This is a genomic window from Pseudoflavitalea sp. G-6-1-2 (assembly GCF_012927185.1).
Taxonomy (GTDB): Bacteria; Bacteroidota; Bacteroidia; order Chitinophagales; family Chitinophagaceae; genus Pseudobacter.
Genome location: NZ_JABBGB010000003.1, coordinates 362,430 through 386,339 on the forward strand (window position 1 = coordinate 362,430; position 23,910 = coordinate 386,339).

Genomic DNA, 23,910 nt, shown 5'->3' on the forward strand with positions numbered 1-23,910 from the left:
GAAAAGCAGGGGATGGACGTTAATGCAAGGTTATTGTTGAATGGTACTCATGAGTTGCTGATGAAATAGTGTATAGAGTGAAAGCCCGGAAAATGTAAAAATGAGTGTATTTTTAAATATGAGGTTGATCTGCCTTTGTACCTTTCTGTTGTTTGCTCCGCTGCTGCTCAGAGCGGAAAGGGACTCCATTCCTGCCGGACTTATCAGGCTGAAGTTCGAATCCCTTACAGATCTGCTCACTGTCAAGCTCACGCACAGTACGGATATTGAAGAAATTGAAGTGAATACTCCCGGTACGGATATTCAGCTGAGTCCTAATTCGGAGTCCGCTACCAGACTGGGTTTCAGCTATCGTTTCATTTCATTTGGATTCCGGTTTGTACCTCGATTCATCGAAGGCAACAACGACAATGCAGAAAAAGGCAAATCGAGGATCAACGGAATAAATTTCAATCTCAATTTCCGGCATCTGTTGCAGGAGCTTTCTTACAACCGCGTCCGCGGCTATTATCTGGAGAACACCAAAGATTTCAATCCGGACTGGACTCCCGGAAAACCATATATTCAGTTCCCTGATCTGGTGACTACAGAGTTCTCCGGAATGACTGCCTGGAATTTCAACTACGAATTTTCAGTGAATGCGATCAGTACATATAGTGAGCGGCAGGTGCTGAGTGCCGGAAGTTTTATTCCTGCTATTTTCTATCGATATGCAGTACATGATAATAAAGCAGCCATCGAACCGGGAGGCTATACGCAACGGAGCAACAGCATCGAACTGTTGCTGGGTGCGGGATATCATTACAATTTTGTGTTGAAAGAGAAGTTCTATCTTGCTGTTGGATTAACGCCGGCAGCGGGTTATGTGTTCAATAGAATCACCAACAGGTATACGGATCATCAGGAGAAAGGCAATCAAACGAATTTTATTTTCAGGCTCGATGGTCGTGCAGGGATCGGCTATAACAGCAGGAGATTTTTTGCAGGCATCTATACGCGCATGAGTGCAGCGGCTTATCGGCAGCAGGGAACGAGTGTGATTACCCAAAATGATAATGCCATATTGCAGATAACGGCAGGGTACAGACTGAATGCACCAAAATGGCTGAGGAATACAGTGCAGGGCATTGTTTCAAAGGCGGGGTTTAAGTAATGCAGCAACAATACCATTCGTAAAAGAATGTGGGCACTAACAATGAGTGATTGATGGTAGAACTGGCTATTACGGAGTAAAAACAAATAATAATTTTTGTAAATTCGTATATACCGTTGTCAAACCAAAATCAGTAACATGAAACATCTCACTATTATTGTTTTCTCCCTTTTCGTGAGCATTTCCTCCTGGGCACAAAACGCTAAGAACGATGTAATCCTTAAACTGAATGGCGATGAGCTCACAGGCAAAGTTCAACAGATCAACGACAATGAAATTGTGTTTTCTTATGCAGGTGAAACGCTCACCTATGTGATCAAAAAGAGCGACATCCTCAAAATCACTTTTGCAAGCGGAAGAATTGAAGTGATCAACAAACCTGCACAACCGGCAACTTCATCTTCCAATAATGGCGGAGCGCCAAAACCTGCTGCTGCAGGCAGTTTGGAAGATCATCACAATAAAGTTGCTTTTCTTCCTTTCACTTTCACCAAAGATGGGCAGGCAACAGATGATGCCGTGGGTGAAGAAGTGCAACTGGAAGCGTTCAACCTGCTGAGCAAACATGCCGGTGTTTTCACCATTCTCAATCCACGTATCACCAACGCGATACTGATCAAAGCAGGCATCAATAAAAGCAATGTGAAAGGATATACGATGGACGATCTCTGCAATATCCTCGGAGTGGAATATGTAATTGAAGGGGCAGTTACACAGAACAAAACCACGCAAACAGTAACTTCCAATACATATGGTCAGGTAAAAACGAAGGATAAGGATGATGGGAAGAATGCAAAGGTCAACACATCCACTTACGGAACTGCGCAGCAGAATTATCAGACCAGTCTGAACCTTGCCATTTACAACGACAAAGGAGTAACTGTGTACAGTCAGCAACGCAATGCTTTCTGGAACACACAGGATGCATACAAGAATACACTGGAGTACCTGATGAAGCGTACACCGTTGTATACAAAATAAGCCTGATCTATTTTTCCATTGCTTTCGCTTTCTTGTCCGCAGGCATTTTCTCTATGGCATAACGCAGTGCTGTTCTTGGCATTACTGCTTTATGCTTCATCACAAATTTGTATACAGCGTCGAGATTGTTTTCTACGGCAGATTTCAGCATCCATCCATAACCTTTCTGCACCATATCGTCTGTATCGGTGAGTTGCAGTGAAGCGATCTCCAGCATTTCATCGAAAAACAAATTCTTTCTTGCAGGTACTATCAATGAAACTGCAGCTCCGCGCCGCATCCAGCGGTTTTTGGAAACAGCCCAGCGTTTCAGTTCGGGTAGGAACTGAGGGTACTTTATCAGAAATTCTCCTACTGTATGATTGCAGAGTGTATCGCAGGATGCCCAGTTGGTAACATAGGTCTTCACCCAGGTTTCGAGCATTCGGAAGTCTTCCGGCTCTGCTGCTTTGCGTTGTGAGTAAGACCAATCGCAGGCGATGATCGATTCCTCGAAGTAACCCGATTTCCAGAGTTCTTCGCAAAGTGCATACACCTCAGCTTTGCTAAGGGCTTTTATTTCTTTGGTGAACTTCTTTCCAACAGCTTTTGCATTCGGCAGTTTGATGCCGTATGCTTTTATCTCTTCTTTGAAGAATCGCTGGTGTGTGGCTTTCACTTCAGGATCTGCAATGGCTTTCAGATCGGCACGCAATCTGGTGAGGATGGTTTTCATATTGCAACGATTACTTTTCAAATATACCGGATTATTGAGTTGGTGCCGGCGAATGTGGGCCAGTTGCCGGTTTTGAAGGTTCCGCTGTCGGGAAATTGTGCTGAATGTTTATCCTGATCAGCCGGATTGCTTCGAATACTTTACACATAATAAGGATTGAAATGCTATTTTTACTCTGACTGGCTTTGAAACCAAATGGGAAACTGATTGCCCTCCACCCCCAAATATGATCCCGCAGCATTGCTGCTGCAATTGTCTGAAAGTGATGAATCGGCTTTCAGGCAGATCTTCGATACATATTCTCCGCGCATCCATGCATTTGCTCTCCGGCTTACCGGTTCGCCTGTACTTGCAGAAGAAATTGTGCAGGAAGTATTCACCAGTCTCTGGCAATACAGACATGAAGCGCATACCATCAGAAATACCGAAGCCTGGCTGGTGACCGTTGCCCGGAATACAGGCAGCAGCATGCTCCGGAGGCTGGCGCATGAAAGGCTGATCATTCATGAACTGCAGAGCGGGCAACCCTTACAGACGGAAGAGCATACCGAAGAATGGCGGCAGTATCATCATCAGCTGCAACGTGCAGTGGAAGCCCTGCCACCCCAGCAGCGGAAGGTTTGGGAACTGAGCCGGCAACGGGGCATGAAACAACAACAGATTGCTGAGGAGATGGGTCTCTCCATCCATACGGTGAAAGAGTATATCAAGAAAGCCACTGTTTCCCTCAAAAAAAATTTATTGAAAATTCTTTTCTGGGGTATCCCCTCTTTTTTTCTATTCATTTGTCTACTATAAAGAAACCATTGTATGGAGGATAACAGGCTGCGGGAATTATTCAGCAAATGGACCAGCAATTCCATTTCTGCGGAAGAGGAGATGGAACTGATGCAATTCCTCTCAAAGGGAAGCGCTGCGCAGCAGCGACTGGCGCTGGCATCCGAAATGCTGGAACAACAGCAGGAGATCCCACTGGATGAAGAAAGCAGGGAACGGATCATCTCCTCCATACTGGAAAAAGAACTGCCTGCTGAAATGCCCGCTGTGCGCAGGATGCAGGGCTTCAGGCACTGGATGAAATATGCCGCTATACTGCTTGGAATACTGATCAGTGGAGCGGTGCTGGTGATGTATCTGAACAAAGACAATGGCGCTCAGCCCGTGGTAGCAGGCAAGTATCTGTCGGAGCCGCTGGAACCCAACAAGGCCACACTGATACTCGCAGATGGCAGCAGCATTGATCTTCAGAACAGGCCGGATGAAAAATTAGTACAGGGAGCCACCGAAATAGTGAATGTAGATACCACCCTGCTGAAATACACCGCAGCAGGGGAGCAGGTGAAACCTGCAGGCTACAACACGCTGGTGATACCAAGAGGCGGACAATATCGCCTGCAACTGGCCGATGGTACCGAAGTATGGCTGAATGCCGCTACAAGATTACGTTATCCTGCACATTTCGGAAGCGTATCCAAAAGAGAGGTGGTACTGGAAAGTGGTGAAGCTTATTTCAAAGTGAAACCTCACGCAACTCTCCCTTTTGTAGTGAATGTGAAAGGAACGGAAGTGCAGGTGCTGGGAACAGAGTTCAATGTAAATGCATATGCGAATAACCAATCCACAACCCTTGTGAACGGATCCGTAAGGCTGTCGGCAGGGGATGCCAAAACCCTGCTGGAGCCCGGATTACAGGGCACATTCAGCAATGGAAAATTTGTTACGAAACCTGTTGATACAGAAACGTACACTGCCTGGAAAGACGGGCAGATCATCATAGACGAGATCACTCTCGGAGAAACTACAGACAACCTTAGCCGCCTATATGATTTTGACTTTGAGTTCACCTCGCCACAACTGAAGCATCGCAGGGTAGGTGGCCGACTCAAAAAGATGGAGCATATTGAAGATGTGCTGGCCATCATAGAACAAGCCGCCTATGTAAAATTCAACATTAAGGGCAGAACCATTCTTGTCAGTCAGGTAATGCCAAATTAGATGTACCGCTGAAATACGGAGATAACAACCAAAACTAAACTCAATTCATCATGAAACATCCTGTGGTCTTCCGCAGCCTGCTGCTGGCTGTGGGTGTACTCCTCATGCTTTCACTGAAAGCACAGGACACGGAGAAGCCTGTTTCGCTCAACGTCAGAAACGCAAGGCTTTCAGAAGTGTTGAACACCGTTAGAAAAAGTACCGGACTGAATTTCTTTTACAGCGTGGACGACCTGGACAGGTATCCTCCTGTATCGATCAATGTGAGCAACAAACCGCTTTCGCAGTTGCTGAATCAGTTGCTCGAATCAACAGACATGCGTTTTACGGTTGAAAAGAATACGATCATCATCAAACGCAGGCCGGCTGCTGCTGCAGAGGCTCCCGAAAGAAAAGTGATCGATACAACAGTGGTGATCAAAGGCACCGTACTCGGCACCAGAGGCACGCCACTCGGAGGCGCCAGTGTAACAGACGTGAACAGCGGTAGATCCACCATTACAGATGCAGCCGGGAAATTCACCCTCACCACCGGCAAAAGAACCACCCTCACTGTAAGTTTTGTTGGCATGAAGCAGAAAGCTGTTGCGGTAAGAACAAACGCGGAAACACTTACACAGGTTGTGAACCTCGAAGAAGCTCCCAACGAAATGAAAGATGTGGTGGTAACGGGTTATCAGACCATCCGCAAAGCCGAGATGGTAGGTTCTGCCAATACCATCAAACGCGAAGACATGCTGTTTGATGGCACCAATAATCTTGAGCAGATGCTGCAGGGCAAACTCCCCGGTACAGTGGTGATGAATCAGAGCGGACTGATAGGCACGCGCCCCAAAGTGCGTGTACGTGGCACTTCCACACTGCTCAGCAATCAGGAACCTGTATGGGTGGTGGATGGTATTATACAAACCGATCCCATTCCTTTTCAGGCAGCAGCGCTCAATGATGTGGGCAGCAATGCCGATATGATGAGGAACCTCATCGGTAACAGCATCAGTTGGTTAAATCCTAATGATATTGAAGATGTTACTGTACTGAAAGATGCAGCAGCCACTGTTCTCTATGGTGTAAAAGCTGCCAATGGTGTGATTGTGATCAAAACCAAAAAAGGAAAGGCAGGCCGTATGGCTGTGAACTATGCAGGTGGTTTTGCCATCACTGAAAAATTGCAGTACAGCAAGCTCAATCTCATGAATTCAAAAGAAAGGATCGATGTGTCGCGCGAGATTGTAGAACGTGGATTGCTGGGAAGAACCGATACCTACGCTGTAGGATATGAGAACGTTTACTACCGGTACCTCAACAAAGAGATAAGCTATGCTGAATTCAACCAGGAAGTGAAAAGGCTGGAAACAGTCAATACCAACTGGATAGATCTGCTTTACAGAACTCCGTTCAGTCATAATCACAGTGTTTCTTTATCTGGTGGTACAGACAGAATATCGTATTACAGTTCTGTATCCATGTCTCAGAACTTCGGCATCGCAAAAGGCAATGAGAGCAAGTCTATGAACGGCACCATCAATGTGGATGCGAAGCTCACGGAAAAGCTCACTGTAAGCGCACGTCTCAGCGGCAATCTCACCAAAACAAGTGGATTCTATATTGTTGATCCCTTCAAATACGCGCAGGAGACGAGCCGCGCTATCCCCGCTTATGCTACCGACGGTAAATACCAATACTATGATATTCGTGGCAGGAACTATGTACCGGTGCGTTTCAATGTATTGAATGAGCTGAACGAAACCGGCAACCAGAACGATCAGCGCACTTTCAATTCTACCTTACTCATCAACTACAATATCATCAACGGACTTCGCTTTGAGAGTCAGATGGGCATCAGTTCAAACAATGCAAACGGTGAGACCTGGGCCTCTGAGTTCACTCATTACATCGCAGGCATAAGAGGATACGAAGTAGGGCAGTACACGGTTGGAACACCTCAGTACAGTCAGTCTCAGCTGCCGCATGGTGGTGAATACAATTCAACGGAATCCCGCAACATCGGATATAATTTCAGGAACAGTCTTGCATTTAACAAAATGATCGGAGCGCATCGCTTTGGTGTGCTGGCCGGACAGGAACTCCGCAGCACCAAGAGCAGGGGCTTCAGTAATGGCACTTATGGTTATTTCCCCAACAGGGGCCGCAATATCTCAATGCCACCACGCATGATCACCAGCGTACAGGGCAACCCCATTGCCAATCCCATTTATGAGAATATGCAGCAAAGTATTCTGGACAGGGATGCGAATTTCATTTCCTATTACGGAAGCACTACATACTCCTACGATGAACGGTATGTGTTCACTGCCAGCCTTCGTTCAGATGCATCCAACCGTTTTGGGCAGGACAGCAGAAAACGTTTTCTCCCCATCTGGGCCGGTGGTGTAAGATGGAATGTACACAACGAACCATGGATGAAGAACCAGCGTGTGGTGAGCGAACTCAATCTCCGTGCTTCTTACGGATGGCAGGGAAATGTGGCCGAGAACTTTGGCCCCGATCTGATTGCCAATATTCCCAAAAATGCAGTGAACCCAATTACTGCCGAGCAGGAGCTGAAGATCAAATCACTCGGTTATGCCGATCTCCGCTGGGAGAAAACCAAAACCATCAACCTGGGTATTGATGTGGGCATTGCTGCAAACCGTTTCATCTTCAGTCTGGAGTATTACAAAAAGAAAACCGAAGACATGATCATTTACAAAGAAGTGCCATTGTCTTACGGCATTCTGAACATGCCGGTGAATGGCGGCAATATGGAGAATGAAGGACTGGAACTGGTGGTGAGCGGAACACTGATCCGTAACTCCAACCTTGTCTGGAATATGAGCTTCAACACTTCAAGGAACACCAACAGGGTGGCCAGCAATATCTCCAGATCAGAAGACTGGTTAACGGCGGCCAGCGGAAGGCTGAATAAAGAAGGATATGCAGTATCATCCTTCTGGGTATTTGCATTCAACGGACTTGATCCCAAAAATGGTTATCCCACTTTCGACCTCTTTACAAAAGATGCACAACCCGCTCCCAGAGCGGATGCTACCACCTACCTGAAATATGCAGGAAGACTGGAGCCTGATTTTACCGCAGGTATTTCCAACTCGCTTCGTTACAAACAATTCACGCTGGCTGCTTCTTTCAATATGCAGCTCGGCGGCAAGAAGATGTTGTACAATATTTTTGAAAGAATGGAAACCGGCGGATCAGAACTGCCGAGTGCCTACTACAATCTGCCGAAAGAATTTGTGAACAGATGGAAGAAACCAGGCGATGAAAAGTTCACCAATATTCCTGCCATCCCTTCCGGCATCTACGATCCTGCGACCAATACCACCAATATGCCCTGGATGTTCATTCCGAGCAATACCATGACGGAGTATCTCTACAATATGTATAACTATTCCGATGCTCGCGTAGTGAATGCTTCTTTTCTGCGCTGCAATGATATCTCGCTTTCCTGGAATCTGCCGGAGCGTACCGTGCGATACCTGGGCGTGAAGTCTATGACTGTGGGCGCAGCAGTAAGAAATCCTTTCATCATTGTGAGTAAGGATTTCAAAGGGATGGACCCTGAAGTGGCAACGGGCAATCAACCCATACCACGTGTATACTCCATGCAGTTAAATGTTAGTTTCTAACCATTCAACTTTCTTAAAATGAATACTACGATATACAGAAGCATGTGGGGTTTGTTGCTGGTGTTGTGCCTCACAGGCTGCAAAAAATTTCTGGAAGAAAAAAGTCAGGATGAAGTAAGGCCAGGCTCGGTGGCCGAATTGCAGCAGTTGCTGATGGGCGAAGCATATACGGCAGGCACCTACAGCAGTTTCCATGCTTTTCTCGATCTGATGACGGATGATATGGTCAGCAATTTCAATCCTGATAAAGCTGCGGAGCACAGTTATAAAATGTACGAAGGGCCCTATACATGGAACCGTGGTCTTTTTGAAATGATGGAAGCAGCAGATGTAAGTGAGGATATAGATACCTATGCCAGATACTACAGCTGCATCAAGGGTTGCAATGTGGTGCTCGAAATGATAGATGGGGTGAAGGGAGATGAAAGCGAGCGGGAGAATGTGAGAGGGCAGGCGCTGGCGCTGCGTGGATTTTATTATTTCATGCTCACCAATTTGTTTGCACAGCCTTACAATACACCGGGCATCGATCGCAGCAAGGCATTAGGAGTAGAGCTGATACTGAACTCGGTAGTGAAAGATGAATTCCCCAAACGATCTACCCTGCAGGCGGCATGGGATCAGGTGGAGAGCGATCTGACGAAGGCATTGCCAATTGTTGAAAAGTATGGCACCACCAATACTAAGTTCAGGGTTACACCTGCTTTTATGCATACGTTGCTGAGCCGCTTCTATCTCTATCAGGAGAAATGGGATCTGGCAGCAAAACATGCATCGCTGGGGCTGGCGCTGAATCCATCGCTGGTAAAGCTGTCTAACATTGCTTTTCCTCCATGGTATGAACAGCCTGCTGCCGGGGTTTATTCCTACACCAGCGCTGAAGTGATCTGGCTGGGATACGCCAGTTACATGGAGTACTATTATATCGGCGAGAACAGGGCGTATGGCGCAGTGCCATTCTGTGTGTCGCCCGATCTGCGAAGCAAATATGAGTACACACCTTCCAACAAAAATAACCGGGGTGATCTGCGCATGCGTTACTATTTCGGATGGAATATGGCCGATTATGACTGGACCATTTTTGTTCCGCTTGCCGGATGGAAAGCACCCAAAGGATATCAGGGACCGGTGAAAGGTATGCGTGTGGCAGAGCTCTATCTCAACAGGGCTGAAGCCAACATAATGCAGTACCTCAAAAACGGAGATGAGCAACTCCGGGTAAGTGCCTTGCGTGATCTCAATACCCTTCGTGAATCAAGATATGACACACGCAATACAGCGTATCAGCCTGTTGACAAAACCGGCGATGAACTGCTGCAGTTCTGCCGTGATGAACGCAGAAGGGAACTGTGCTTTGAAGATCACCGCTGGTTCGACCTCCGTCGCTACGGCATGCCTGAGATCAGACACGTGTTTCAGGGTTCGGTGAATCAGGCGCCGGCAGAGCATGTGCTCACCAAAGGTGATAAACATTATGTGCTGCCCATTCCGCGTAATGCGTTGCTCAAGAACCCTGCACTGGAGCAAAACCCGTAAACATAACTGATATACTTAAACGTAATTCATATGAAACGTCTGATAAATTATACCGCTATACTTATACTGCTGCTGGCCACGGCCTGCAAAAAAGAAGCAGCACTCACGCCCACGGAAAAACCGGAAGATGTGTATGGCGATCATACGCTTCCGCAGGGAAATCATCCCTATGATGCGGATATACTGGCCTTCTTCAAAAAGTACAATACCCTTGTTCTGTATAAATACAAACCCAATGATCTCTATCACAATCAGGCCGATTGGCTGGGTGGGGCCTATGATGCCACCACCAATAAAACAAGAGGAGGACTTTTTGATGTACCGCCAGACGAGGCTTATGTTGGGAAGCAGCTGGATCTGATGAAAGAAGTGATGCTGAAGTTCTATCCTGATGACTTTCTGTTGAAGGGCCTGCCAAAGAAGGTTTTTCTTGTAGATAGCTTCTTCCTTGCTGATAATGGAACGGGCACACCGCAATATAACCTGAGAGAGAATTTCTATGCGTATTCAGGAGGCGATTATTTACTCTTTACTTATGGGGGCAGCCGGGTAGAGACCATTACGCAGGATGAGAAGAATCTGCTGAAAGGAAAAGCGAATACAGTATGGCTGTCGACCCTTACCGAACGACAGATCGTAAAGAGGCAGTCGGCCTTTCATGCACTTACAGACTATAACAATATCGATTACTGGTATCCGCAGGAGCAGGGCATCATCGATTATTACAGAAGCACGCCGGAGAAAGACTGGAACTGTTTTATTGAGACCATCGTTTCAAAACCTTACAGCGAGCTGATTGCGCCGGGCGGCGAGCTGCATCCATCCTTCGATACAAAAGGACTTATCAGAAAGAAATACGACATCCTTATCAATTATTTTCTGAACGCATTCGGTATAGACCTGCAGGCTATCGGAAATGCGGGACATTGATTACCCTAACAAACTAAAAGAGCAGCATAAGATTATGGAAGGCCCGATAGTGAAAGTAGAAAAATTATCGCACCGCTACAGTGTACAGTGGGCGATACGCGATATCAACTTTGAGATCAGCAAAAACGGCATCTATGGTCTGCTGGGATCAAACGGAGCAGGTAAATCCACCACCATGAATATCATGTGTGGCGTATTGAAACAAACCGAAGGTGATGTTTTCATCAAGGGCATCAGCATGCGGAATAATCCGGTGGAAGCGAAGCGGCATATTGGTTTTCTTCCGCAGAAACCGCCGCTGCATGTGGATCTCACCGTGGAGGAGTACCTGAGGTATTGTGCCAGGCTTCGCTTCATTCCCGTGCCAGAGATTGCAAAGGCAGTGGATGCAGTGATGGATCGCTGTGCTATCTCACACTTCAAAAAAAGACTGATCCGCAACTTGTCCGGTGGTTATCAGCAACGGGTGGGCATTGCACAGGCCATCATCCACAATCCTGAATTTGTGGTACTGGATGAACCAACCAATGGCCTCGACCCCAATCAGATCATTGAGATCAGAAGACTGGTGAAAGAGATCGGGGAAGAACGTACCGTGATCCTTTCCACCCATATTCTCTCAGAGGTGCAGGCCACCTGCGATCATATCCGCATGATTGAACAGGGCCGCGTGGTATTTGCCGGTACTGTAGATGATTTTGACAATTACATTGTTCCCAATTCACTGATCGTATCATTAACAGCCATGCCTGCTGTGGAAGAGCTGCGTGCCATACCGGGAGTATCTGGTGTGGAATCGCTTGGCGGACCCCGGTACAGGCTGAAGTTTTCCGATGCCATGGATGTGAAAGAAAGAATAGTGGAAACCAGCGTTGCAAGAGGCTGGAGGCTCACTGAAATATTCGCAGAAAAGAGCAGCCTCGATGAAATTTTCGCAGAGCTGAGTAAAAAATAGAACCTAAACCGGAATAAACTGGCATTACAATGAAAACCATTCTCAATATAGCACGCGCTGAGCTGCAGACGCTTTTCTTTTCGCCTGTGGCCTGGCTGATCATCATCATTTTTACCTTCCAGTGCAGCATGGGATATACCGCACAACTGGAATCGTGGCAGCGGTATTTTGCACAGGGATACAAAACCGGCGGCCTCTCACTTGATCTGTTCGCCAATCAGATGAACGGCCTCTTCTTCAATGTACTCAACTATCTCTATCTCTATATTCCTTTGCTTACAATGGGGCTGATGAGCAGGGAGTTCAACAGCGGGTCCATTAAATTATTGTATTCATCTCCTATCAGCAATGCAAGTATCATTCTGGGCAAATTCCTTTCTATGGTAGTGTATGCATTACTGCTGATTGGCATATTGCTGGTGTATGTATTATTCAGTTGGAAGGTGGTACACAATTTTGAAATAGGAGCTACGCTGATGGGCGTGCTGGGTATCTTTCTGCTCATCTGTGCCTATGCAGCGATCGGCCTGTTCATGAGCAGTCTTACTTCTTATCAGGTAGTGGCGGCTATCGGAACCCTGGCGGTACTGGCAGGACTGAACTATATCGGCGGATTGTGGCAGGATATCGAATTTGTAAGGGACATCACTTACTGGCTTACTATCGGTGGTCGCGCGGGATGGTTCATACTTGGCATGTTCACCAGTGAAGACTTCTTCTATTTCATTATTGTGATGCTGCTGTTTCTTTCGCTCAGTATCATCAGACTGAATGCAAATCGCCAGAAGAGCCGCTGGACGGCTTCTCTGGGAAAATATGCCGGTGTGATCAGCGCTGCATTGCTGGCGGGTTATATCACTTCACGCCCTATGATGATGTTCTTCCATGATGCTACTGCCACCAAAATGAATACGCTTACTCCCAACAGTCAGGAAGTGATCAAAAAGCTGAAGGGAGATCTTACCATCACTACCTACGTGAATGTGCTGGATGATTACAATCTCTATATCGCTTATCCGAAAGCAGTGATAGCTGATATGACCAGGTTCAGGCAATACACGCGTTTCAAGCCGGAGACCAAACTGAAATATGTTTACTACTACGATACGCTGAAGAATGCAAGTCTGGAGAAAAGATTTCCGGGACTAACCAGCAAAGAACGTGTGAAGAAGATACTGGAGCAATATGACATGAAGGAGAGTTTGGTGATTGGTCCGGATGAAGTGCGTAAGCAGATCGACCTTTCTCCCGAAGGCAACAAGTTCGTACGCTCCATCAAAAGGGGCAGTGGAGAGCAAACCTTCCTTCGCATCTTTGATGATCCGATGGTATTCCCCGCTGAATCTGAGATCACCGCTGCATTGAAGCGCCTCACGATGGAAAAGCTGCCGAAAGTAGGTTTTCTGTTCGGGCACGGAGAGCGCAGCAATAAACTGGAGGGCGACCGCAATTACAATCGTTTTGCGCAGGACAAACCCTTCCGTTATTCACTGGTGAACCAGGGCTTCGATGCCACAGATGTGAGCCTCGATAAACCCGTACCTGCCGATGTGAACATACTGGTGGTGGCAGATATGAAAGTGGCACTCAGTGCAGCCGAGAAACAAAACCTGGATGAGTACATCAACCGTGGAGGTAACCTGATGATCGCCGGCGACACTCGCAGGCAGGCAGCCATGGATGAACTGATAGCGCCGTTAGGCGTTCGCTTTGTGCCGGGGCAGCTGGTGAATACCGGCAAGGCCAATTTACCTGACTTCATTATTTCAAAGCCCACCAAAGCAGCCGGCGACCTGATGTATGTGATGAAAGAATTGTACAAACGTAAAACCGTAGTTACCATGCCAGGAGCTGTTGGCCTGGAATACAGTACAGACAAGGGATACGAAGTAACACCTCTTTTTACGTCGGACTCCCTGAGCTGGAATGAAATGGAGACTACAGACTTTGTAGACGACACCGTGAGGCTGAATACTGCCAAAGGAGAAGTGCAGCGCGCGTATCCCACCGTGCTTGCTTTGAGCAGAAAAGTAGGGAACAAAACACAGAAGATCGTTGTGATGGGCGATGCGGATTGCATCAGCAACGGAGAGATCAGTATCAGCAGACAGAATATACCTGCCGCAAATTTTGCCCTGATCACCGGATCGTTCTACTGGATGTCCGACAACGAATTGCCGATCGATATTCGCAGGCCTGAATTTTCGGATGATGCAGTGAGTCTGGATAAAAGCAGTATGTCAACCACCAAAATTGTGCTGGTATGGGTAATGCCCGGCCTGATGGTACTGGCATGCCTGATACTCTGGATCAGAAGAAGAGGAAGATAAACAAGCATTGTTATGAATTTCATACTTGATAAACAAACACTGGATGATCTGAACATATTCGGAAAGCAGAAAGCTGCCGTATACAATCTGTTCAATGAAACGCAGACCCGTGGCGGCGCGCAGATACTGGAGGAGATGTTCAGATATCCTGTGTCCGATGTGCAGGTGATCAACCGAAGAAGCCGTACCATACAATATTTTCAGCAGCAACAGATAGTGTTCCCATTCAGAAATGAATGTTTCGATACGCTGGAGCATTATCTGGAAAATACGGATGAGCGTTCAAAGCTGGCTACAGAAGAGGACAATCTTCAGCGCAGGTTAAAGAATATGGTAGGTGCCGATACGGCTTTTGAGCAATTGCAGAAGGGCGTACTGGCGGGCATTGAAGTGTTCAGCAGGATGGCGGCATTCATGCAAAGTTCCGGTATAGCCAGCTCCGGCATCTGGGAGGAAGAGACCGCTGATATTCAGCAGGTGCTGACAGATCCGCAATTTGAATGGGTGCATGAAGAACAGGATGCGAAGAAGATTGCCTTTGCGAAACTCGCATCGTATGACAGAATCTTTCGCTTTGCAGCCCGTGAGAAACTGAAGAAGCTGCTGCATCATATCTATCATCTTGATGTTTTCATTTCCATAGCCAGAGTGGCCACAGCAAAAGAATTTGCATTTGCAAAGGCAGTGGACACCGAAGAGAATTTCATCCGTATTGAAAAAATGTATCATCCGGCATTGGGTTCACCGGTGGCCAATTCCCTCACCATCGATGGCAGCAGCAATGTGATCTTTCTTACCGGCGCCAATATGGCCGGGAAAAGTACATTCATGAAAACCCTTGGCATCACCATATTTCTGGCACATATGGGGTTTCCTGTGCCGGCGGCTTCGATGGAGTTTGCTGTGCAGCAGGGATTGTTCACCACCATCAATCTGGCAGATAACCTGAACATGGGGTACAGTCATTTCTATTCCGAAGTGCTGCGGCTGAAGAAGGTAGCGGAGCAGTCTGCGAGAACACCCAGACTGGTGATCATCTTTGATGAGCTTTTCCGGGGCACCAATGTGAAGGATGCCTATGATGCCACCCTCGCGGTTACGGAAGCATTTGCGGAGAGAAAGGATTGCACATTCATTCTTTCCACGCATATCATCGAAGCCGGCGAAGTGCTGAAAGGAAAATGCAGCAATATCCATTTCGTGTATTTTCCTACCGTAATGAAAGGAAGCATGCCGGAATACACGTATCGCCTTACAGATGGCATTACCAACGACAGGCATGGTATGATGATCATCGGCAATGAAAACATTATCGGCATTCTCAGAAGCCGCAAACCCTTACAAACTTCCTGATATGAGTTTTACAACAGATAAACAAACGCTGGACGATCTCGACCTGTTGGGCAAGTACAAAGGAAGTTCCATCTTAAATCTGTTCGATAATACCCGTACGCGTGGCGGAGCGCAGGTGCTGAGTGGCATGTTTCAGCAACCGTTGCAGGATGCAGCGGCCATCAATGCCAGAGCTGCAACGTTCAGTTGGTTTCAGCAACTGCGTGCAGAATTTCCCGTAACAAAAGAATTGTGTGAAGAAACAGAACAGTATCTGGGTATGGCCTCTGCCAACTCTTTACCGGGTACAGCCATGAAACTGGTTCAGAAGAAACTGATGAAGCTGATTGCATCGGATCAGGAGTTTGAGCTGATCCGTACAGGCATGCTGTCTGTACAACAATTGCTTCAAAAGGTGAATGCATTTTTTATTTCACTGAATAAACAACCGGAGCATTCTCCATGGCAGCCGGTGATCGGGGAAGTGATTGGATTGCTGAACACCGAAGGTTTCAGCAGACTGATGGAGCAGGAGAGTGGAGCTTCTATGCCGCTCTCCTCTTTGATACGCTATGATCATCTTTTGCGGGTGAGTTGCAGATCTGCATTGCAGCGCATACTTGAAATACTGTATGAAGCAGACGTGTACATAGCAGTGAGCCGCCTTGCTGCAAGCCGGAATTTTACTTATGCAAAGGCATTGCCTTTTACGGAGGGAGCAAACAAAATCGACATTATTAAACTGGCGCATCCACAGGTGCCCGGAGCGGTGGCCAATAGTGTGCAGCTCCATCATCATCAGAATCTGGTGTTTCTGACGGGAGCGAATATGGCGGGTAAGTCCACTTTCATGAAATCAGTGGGGGTAGCTGTTTATCTGGCGCATATGGGATTTCCCGTGGCGGCCGAAAGAATGGAATTCTCTGTGCTGGATGGCATGTATACTTCTATCAATGTGAGTGATAACCTCGATATGGGATACAGTCATTTCTATGCAGAAGTGCTGCGGGTGAAACGAGTGGCGGAAGAGGTGAGCCTTGGAAAGAACCTGCTGATCATTTTTGATGAGCTGTTCAAGGGAACGAATGTGAAGGATGCCTATGATGCCACGGTAGCGGTTACAGAAGCATTCGGAGAGAACCGCAACTGTTCGTTTATAGTGAGTACGCATATTGTTGAAGCCGGACATACATTGCAGGAGCGTTGTACCAATATGCAGTTCCTGTATTTCCCAACTATTATGGAAGGCCAGGTGCCGCGGTATACTTATCAGTTGCAGCAGGGCATTTCTGCAGACAAGCATGGCATGATGATCATCAGCAACGAACATATTATTGATATCATCAGACAAAAAAGAGCTGCGATTGTTTGATATAACAACAAGTGATCCGGGTGATTCCCCGTTATCATCCGGAGAAAGAAAGCCGGATGGCGATCACTAAGGGGGCATGATGTTCTGATTCTGGGATAACTATGTGGCTCCCGACAAACGAAAAGAGATCTATGCTTCTCCTTTGCAGGCAACGCACGAACAATTGAAAGATAAGTTGAACGTTATTGTATTCTCCGCAATCATTTTGTATCATTGCCGGCCGTTAGAAAATGATACAATTACAATTCGATTTTATGAACCTCGATGCCTTGGAGAAATCTGGACAAATGATGGATGAGCAAATATACTGGCAGCTCATTCACGATTCGCTCAAAGAAACCTCCTCACAATCTGAACAGGAAGAGTATCTGATTGCCCGCCTTAAAGTATTGAACCCACAGGAGATCATAGGATTTCACCTGAGAACGGATTCGCTGATGGTTCGTTCATATTTGTCGGAATTGTGGTGCGCGGCGTATATCAACAGAGGTGGATGTCCTGACGATGAGTTCGAATATTTCAGATGCTGGCTGATCTCCCGCGGTAAGCTGGCTTTCTACACGGTTCTTGAAAAGCCTGACAGACTGGTTGATTATATCTCCGATGAGGCGGAGGAAGATGGATACGAATTTGAGTCATTCGGATACGTAGGCGTATATGCGTTTGAGAGAAAAACCGGAAAGTCCATCTACTCGCATCTCGACGACCGGTTGAGAGATAAAACCGAAGGTTATGTTGATATCGATTTCAACTGGGAAGAAGATGATCCTGCTTCGATGAAAGCTATTTGTCCTGCCCTGTTTGCCGCCCGCGAACAATTTTTTGAGCACTGATCTAAACCGAAGCATCCGCTGAATTACTCAGCCGATGCTTCTCTACTTTTTTCGCTTTCCATATTCTGCGGGATTGATACCCGTCCATCTTTTGAATGCCCTGGTAAATGCGCTCAGTTCATTGTAGCCGAGAATATGCGCTACTTCCTTTATCTGATACTGATGATCGCTGAGGTAACTGATGGCCAGCGTTTTTCTTACCTCTTCTACAATTTCCAGATAGGTAATGCCTTCTTCCTTTAATTTTCTTTGCAGGCTTCTGGTGCTGATATTGAAATTGGCCGCTACGGAGTCCTGCGAAACCAGTTGCAGATAAGAATTGGTGAGCAGGTAATTGTAAATGCGTGTATGCAGGCTGCTGTCCGAATCTGTTCCGCGGATGGTTACGCTGATCTGCTGCAGCAAATGCTGCTGCATGGCGTAATTGGCTGTGAGTATGGGTTCTGTAAGATATCGGTTGTGCAGCTCTACCGATATTTCACTCTTCGATTTACGGACAGGGCAGCGGAGTATGCGTTCGTATTCGGGAATACCTGCAGTGGAGTAGGGAAGATGTACGGATACGGGGGCGATGCGTTGCAGCAGCAATCCATCGAGTTCATGCACTACAATTACGGTGAGGTAGTCTGCCATTCCTCTGAACGAAAATGGAAATGCGGCTGCTTTTTGAGGATCGTACAGAAAGTGGAGAGAGAAATATGATTTGCCTCTTTCGAGTTTCATTTGAAAGATGTCTGTGATCAGCGGCGTCATGGCGCCGGCATTGTTGATTGCGTCTTCAACGGTGTTGCTGGTTTGCACGATCTGTCCGATGATGCCGAGTGCGGCGAGTTGCATGGATTCGCCGAAATGCAATCCGAACAAAGGATCGTTGGTGAGATGCATGGCATTTTTCCAAAGGCTGTTGATTACAGGAGCATCGTATCGGATGGCCTGATTTTGCTGCAACTCTCTGAGGTCGATGCCCGATAATTCGCAGAGCCTTTTACCGTCAACTTCGCGCTGAACGGCGTAGCCTAGTAGAGCAAGCAGAAACCTTCGCTGAAAATTTTCCATCGCTTTAATATTTATTCAAAGATAGAAAGGGGAAATATGTACGCCAACAGGATGGCGCAAATTGGCAAATCTCTGGCGTGTTATGGCTCCCTGCTGGCGCATCCGGCATAGTAGCTTTGTTGAAAATTAAAACATATGTTACCATTAAAAACAACCCTGTTAGTAAATGCAATCAGTTCCGGATTCACTGGTATTCTTCTGGCAGCAATGCCCGGAATGGTAGCCGGAATATTTGGTGTAAACAATACTGTCCCCTTCTTTGAAGTAGGTGTATTTCTAATACTCTTTGCCGCATTCGTATTAATAGTTGCAACGAGAAAACCCATCAGCATCAGGTCTGTAACGATTGTTACCACACTCGATATACTGTGGGTGATCGGAAGCATCATTGCCGCCATGCTGCTGGCCGGCGTAGTAAGCACTATCGGTATCGTTCTGATCGTTGCAGTGGCAGCATGGGTTGCGCTGATGGCACTGCTTCAATTCAAAGGAAGCAAAACGGTAAATGCTGCTGTATAATTCAAAGCCCTGATACCCTCCTTAAAGAATTAATACTGGCTGCCTGTGTACAACAAGCAGCATAAATAAAAGGCCGCTCCAGATGGAACGGCCTCCGTTGTTTAAGGGCTGTTGGTTTAAGTTCTTATCTCTTTACAATAGTAATGCTTTGTGTGCCGGCTTTCAGCAAATAGATGCCGGGAGTAAGTCTGCTGATGTTGATGCTTGCCTGCTGTGCATTGATGATGCGGATGCTTACCTGTGATGTAATATTCAATCCGTTCTGTGAAAAGAGCTGCAGCTGATTTATTTCATCTTTACCTGCATTCACTTTCAGCTCAGTGGTAGCTGGGTTAGGGTAGCAGCTCAATGCTGTATGATCCTCATCGATATTCACAGACCTGATTACGCTTTGATTGGGCGTACCATCTTTATCGATCTGTTTGAGTCTGTAGTAAGAAACTCCATTCAGCGGATGCTGGTCGGTGAATTCATAAGAGGTGACCGAACTGGCGCTGCCAGCGGCTTTCACGGTGCCGATGGATTCCCATACCGATCTGCTGGCCGATCTTTCAACTACATAATGATCGGAGTTGAGTTCGCCGGCTGTTTTCCATTGAAGCCATACTTTCTTCGCAGGTGTTACAGTGGCGGTGAAGGAGAGCCAGCTTACCGGCAGAGGGGCAGAGCCCATATCTCTTGCACCGATAGCATCCTGCGGATACACCCATGGACTGAAACGTTGTCCGGTAATGGAACTTACAGGATCGTAGGCAATCCTTGCTCTCAGTTTTGTTCTGAATCCGGTTTTGGCGATCACCTGACGAAGCTCGGTTCCGTTAATGCCTAGGGTGGTGTATGCTGCCTGAATGCCGGTTGAATGCACACTGTTGGTGATATTGGTGCCTGAGCTGAAAGCAAGACCTTTGGCTCTGGTTTCCCATACCATTTTTCCTTTTGTATTTCCCTCAAAGCTTGCTGCGAAGAGGCCTGCGGAGAAATCAGATTGAATGATATTGGAACGTTGAATGGGCGTGGTAGTGCCGGTGTTGTACAACCGGATATTGTTTCTTTCGCCATCAATGGAGTTTCCGAAATAGACCTGTATGGCGCCATAATCTCCGCCGCCATACCTGGGCGAGCCGGCAACAAGATCGCTGATACCATCTCCGTTTACATCGCCTGCACTGCCTACACCCCATCCGAATCGCGCTTCATTATCATCGGCAATTAATCTGAGTGATGTGGCAGAAATGCCCGAAGGGGAACCACTGAAAATGTAAATGGCGCCATCTTCGTAATCGTTGTTTTCGTATTGCCATGCACCTGCTACGATATCTGCATATCCATCTCCATTCAGATCGCCTGCACCTGCAACAGAGCATCCGAGCATCGCGTCAATTGAATTGCTTTCGTAGGAGAAGCTGGGAGTAGTAGTGATTCCGGAAGCAGCCCCGTGATGGATTTGTATTCTTCCTTCATATGTATTGCCATTATTGTATTGCTCGGCGCCAAGAATGAGATCGCTGAAACCATCTCCATTTACATCCCCTGCTCCGGCAACGGCCGAACCGAGGTGTGAATTGTTTCTGTCTGAATATAACCGGGCAGTGGTTGAGCCGTTTATTCCAGCGGCTGCACCATAATATACAAATGCTGCGCCGTTGGTATAGGTTGGGCCGTCGTAACTGGGGGCACCGATCACTATATCTGAATAACCGTCGCCATTGAGATCACCTGCTCCCGATACGGCATAACCGAATTCAGCGGCTGCCTGATTGGGTTGAAGGTGAGTAGTGGGAGTAGCGGTGAGGCCTGTTGCAGATCCATGATAGATGAAAACAGAGCCTTCTGCTGCTTCGCCGTAGGATGCTGCAGGAGCTCCTGCAATAACATCGCTGTATCCATCCCCGTTTACATCGCCGGCTGATGATACACTGTGTCCCAGCTGAGCTCCGGCCTGTACGCCCTGGATGATTACCGCAGTAGTGGAAGAAAGCCCCCCGGTAGCACCGTACCACACATATATTGCGCCTCTGTCTGTGAGACCGCTGTTATCGTAACGGCTTGCACCCGCGATGATGTCGCTGAATCCATCTCCATTGATATCTCCTCCGGAAGCAACACTGATGCCAAGTCCTGTGTTGGCTTTGTTGGCTTCGAGAACGTAAGCGGAGGAATTTACCATGCCAGCTGCTGAGCCAAGGTACACGAATACTGCGCCTTCGTCGGTTTGTCCTGCACCAAAGTCATAGCCGGGAGCGCCTACAACCACATCGTTGTATCCATCTCCGTTAATGTCTCCAGCTGATGCAACCGAAACGCCGTACTCAGCATCGTTGTCTGAGCCGGTAGCGATGGTAGAGTAATTATTTGCAATGCTGGATGCAGACCCATGATAAATGAGTGCGATGCCTTCACCTGTTTGTCCTTTTGTGTAGGCGGAAGAACCGACCATAATATCGCTGTAACCGTCTCCATTTACATCACCGATGCCTTTAACAGCATTACCCAAACGGGAGTTGGCGAGATTGGATTCAATGATTGCGTCTGGAGTTTCATCAAAACTGTTGCCTGCACCTCCGTGGTAGACCCAGCTTACGCCTTCTCTCGTTTGTCCATTGGTGTGGTTGGGAGCAGAGATAAGCACATCACTGAATCCATCTCCATTTACATCTCCTGCCGTGGCAACGCTGGCGCCCAGATTGGCTCCGTTGGAATTGAGTTCAATATTGCTGATCATTGCGGGGGTACCTGTACCTCCAAAATAGATGTACACACGACCATCATTGACCTGGTAATAATCATACTGCGGAACACCAACTATGAAGTCGCTGTATCCGTCTCCATTGATATCACCTGCGCCGGCAACTGAGGCTCCCATCTGGGCATTGTTCTGATCACTTTCGCCTCTGAAGAATGATGCAGTTCCTATGCCTGTGGAAGAACCGCGGTAAATATAGAATGCACCTTCACCGGTTTCACCGTAGGAAGCTGTTGGGGCGCCAACAATGATATCGCTGTATCCGTCTCCATTAACATCGCCTGCATTGGCAACGCTGGAACCGAATAAGGAATTGGTTCTGTTCAATTCGATGGTTGTGGTGGCTGCAGCTGGTATGCCCGTACTGCTTCCATGATATACCATTATGGCACCTTCGTTTACATGCCCGTTGTTGTAGTTGGGAGCACCCACGATCACATCGCTGAATCCGTCGCCGTTTACATCCCCCGCTCCGGATACTGAGGTTCCGAATGTACATCCGCTGTATGGACCGGTAAGCGTTCTGGCAGGTGTTGTACTGATGCCTGTTGCGCTTCCGAGATAGATGAAGGCAGCACCGGGATTTACGGCGGCACTTGTTGTCCAGTAATTGGGAGCGCCTACGATGATGTCTCCGAATCCATCTGCATTTACATCGCCTGCAAAGGCAACGCTGTGGCCGAATGATGCGCCAGTTTTGTTAACCTGAAGTATTGCGAGAGAGGCTGCATTGATGCCGTTGGCAGATCCGTAGTAGACGAATGCTGCGCCTTCGTCTGTTTCTACATCGTCGTAGTTTCTTACTCCGATCACCACATCGCCATAACCATCGCCATTGAGATCACCTGCTCCGGAAACACTGTATCCGAGCGAAGCATTGTTCTGATTGGATTCGAGCAGTGTATTGGCATTGGTGGGGTTGCCGGCAGCAATGATGGGGTCGATGGTTACCGGGAACACCGCATTGCGCGTATCTGTTGTGAGTTCGATTGTATTGTTGATCAGCTTAAGGGACGATGTCAGTGCCTGACCGTTTGCATCCCATGCGCGAAGCCCTGAATAAGTAAACTGGTGTTGGTCTTGCGAGAAGATCAGCACACTGTCGTTCAGCTGACCGGCCTGCATGCCTTCCGTTTTCAGGCGGATGGCCACTGACCCTGTATTGTCGGGTGCTTCGTGTATGATAAAGTTCTGCCTTACGCCTTCATCATTGTTGATGTACTGAACAGTGTATCCGGCGAATGCGAAATCGAGCTGTTCTTTATCTGCAGTAACTTTTGGTTGCTGATCGGCAGTTACAATCGACTTATTGCCTGCCGTCACCGATTCGGTGGTGAGCTGCAAATGCCAGTCGTTTGTTTTGTCTCTGCTGCCAAGCCTGTATTTGTTTCCACTGAACTGTGTCCGGAAACGATTGGCTCTGTTGGAGGCCTGATACAACTGCTTTTTTTCATCTGACCTGATATGATATTCGCGCCTGCGTATATCATTTGTAACAGCTTCTATTACCGTAGTTGAAACTGTACTGTCAGTTGTTGCATTATTTCGCTGAAATGATGATGCACCGGACGAAACGGGTGCTGCAGCAGGGCCAGGGAAGTAGTGCCAGACACTTGCTACGGCTGCGCATAACAGTGCCATTTGGGTAAAGCGTAAAGTTTTACTCATTGTCGGTTGGGGCTATATAGGGTTTAAAGGGTGTGCATGTTATTCATAGAACAGCATGCTGCGCACCGACAACGCGTAAGCACTTATATGTAGTATCGGTACTACAGGGCGATTTTAAAAATCATGACATACATCAATATAACTCTCT

16 protein-coding genes are annotated in these 23,910 nt (G+C 47.4%); 13 read left to right on the forward strand and 3 right to left on the reverse strand.

Features of this window, described 5'->3' with window-relative positions; translation table 11 throughout:
• Window positions 1-118 precede the first annotated feature (118 nt).
• Window positions 119-1,153, forward strand: a complete 1,035-nt coding sequence (locus tag HHL16_RS18740) for a DUF4421 family protein (RefSeq protein ID WP_169426875.1) — start codon at window positions 119-121, stop codon at window positions 1,151-1,153.
• Between the two features lie 138 nt (window positions 1,154-1,291).
• Entirely contained in the window at window positions 1,292-2,134 is an 843-nt protein-coding gene (locus HHL16_RS18745) for a hypothetical protein (protein WP_169426876.1), read from the forward strand.
• Window positions 2,135-2,141: 7 nt separating this feature from the next.
• Here the strand turns inward: HHL16_RS18745 and HHL16_RS18750 are convergent, their stop codons facing one another.
• Window positions 2,142-2,849 carry a DNA alkylation repair protein gene (locus HHL16_RS18750; protein ID WP_169426877.1) on the reverse strand — a complete coding sequence of 236 codons (708 nt, stop codon included), beginning with the start codon at window positions 2,847-2,849 and terminating at the stop codon, window positions 2,142-2,144.
• A 207-nt stretch (window positions 2,850-3,056) separates the two neighbouring features.
• Here HHL16_RS18750 and HHL16_RS18755 point away from each other — a divergent pair, with 207 nt between their 5' ends.
• From HHL16_RS18755 to HHL16_RS18805, 10 genes are all read left to right on the forward strand, one after another.
• Window positions 3,057-3,647 (forward strand): RNA polymerase sigma-70 factor, encoded by a 591-nt coding sequence (locus HHL16_RS18755; RefSeq protein ID WP_169426878.1) that lies wholly within the window; start codon window positions 3,057-3,059, stop codon window positions 3,645-3,647.
• Between the two features lie 12 nt (window positions 3,648-3,659).
• Window positions 3,660-4,844, forward strand: a complete 1,185-nt coding sequence (locus tag HHL16_RS18760; protein ID WP_169426879.1) for a FecR domain-containing protein — start codon at window positions 3,660-3,662, stop codon at window positions 4,842-4,844.
• 50 nt (window positions 4,845-4,894) lie between these two features.
• Window positions 4,895-8,488: a SusC/RagA family TonB-linked outer membrane protein gene (locus HHL16_RS18765; RefSeq protein WP_169426880.1), complete on the forward strand. Its 3,594-nt coding sequence runs from the start codon at window positions 4,895-4,897 to the stop codon at window positions 8,486-8,488.
• An 18-nt stretch (window positions 8,489-8,506) separates the two neighbouring features.
• Entirely contained in the window at window positions 8,507-10,024 is a 1,518-nt protein-coding gene (locus HHL16_RS18770; RefSeq protein WP_169426881.1) for a RagB/SusD family nutrient uptake outer membrane protein, read from the forward strand.
• Window positions 10,025-10,054: 30 nt separating this feature from the next.
• Window positions 10,055-10,954, forward strand: a complete 900-nt coding sequence (locus HHL16_RS18775; protein WP_169426882.1) for a hypothetical protein — start codon at window positions 10,055-10,057, stop codon at window positions 10,952-10,954.
• A 34-nt stretch (window positions 10,955-10,988) separates the two neighbouring features.
• Entirely contained in the window at window positions 10,989-11,909 is a 921-nt protein-coding gene (locus HHL16_RS18780) for an ABC transporter ATP-binding protein (protein ID WP_169426883.1), read from the forward strand.
• Between the two features lie 29 nt (window positions 11,910-11,938).
• Window positions 11,939-14,239, forward strand: a complete 2,301-nt coding sequence (locus HHL16_RS18785; RefSeq protein WP_169426884.1) for a Gldg family protein — start codon at window positions 11,939-11,941, stop codon at window positions 14,237-14,239.
• Window positions 14,240-14,251: 12 nt separating this feature from the next.
• Window positions 14,252-15,592 (forward strand): DNA mismatch repair protein, encoded by a 1,341-nt coding sequence (locus tag HHL16_RS18790; RefSeq protein ID WP_169426885.1) that lies wholly within the window; start codon window positions 14,252-14,254, stop codon window positions 15,590-15,592.
• Between the two features lies 1 nt (window position 15,593).
• Window positions 15,594-16,943, forward strand: coding sequence for a hypothetical protein (locus HHL16_RS18795; RefSeq protein WP_169426886.1), 1,350 nt, complete (start codon window positions 15,594-15,596; stop codon window positions 16,941-16,943).
• A gap of 254 nt (window positions 16,944-17,197) precedes the next feature.
• On the forward strand, window positions 17,198-17,776 hold the full coding sequence (locus HHL16_RS18805) for a DUF4240 domain-containing protein (RefSeq protein WP_169426887.1): 579 nt from the start codon (window positions 17,198-17,200) through the stop codon (window positions 17,774-17,776).
• Between the two features lie 42 nt (window positions 17,777-17,818).
• Here the strand turns inward: HHL16_RS18805 and HHL16_RS18810 are convergent, their stop codons facing one another.
• Window positions 17,819-18,832 (reverse strand): AraC family transcriptional regulator, encoded by a 1,014-nt coding sequence (locus tag HHL16_RS18810; RefSeq protein WP_169426888.1) that lies wholly within the window; start codon window positions 18,830-18,832, stop codon window positions 17,819-17,821.
• A 135-nt stretch (window positions 18,833-18,967) separates the two neighbouring features.
• Here HHL16_RS18810 and HHL16_RS18815 point away from each other — a divergent pair, with 135 nt between their 5' ends.
• On the forward strand, window positions 18,968-19,351 hold the full coding sequence (locus HHL16_RS18815; protein ID WP_169426889.1) for a hypothetical protein: 384 nt from the start codon (window positions 18,968-18,970) through the stop codon (window positions 19,349-19,351).
• A gap of 124 nt (window positions 19,352-19,475) precedes the next feature.
• Here HHL16_RS18815 and HHL16_RS18820 read toward each other — a convergent pair whose 3' ends face one another.
• Window positions 19,476-23,735 (reverse strand): FG-GAP-like repeat-containing protein, encoded by a 4,260-nt coding sequence (locus tag HHL16_RS18820; RefSeq protein WP_169426890.1) that lies wholly within the window; start codon window positions 23,733-23,735, stop codon window positions 19,476-19,478.
• Window positions 23,736-23,910: the final 175 nt, after the last annotated feature.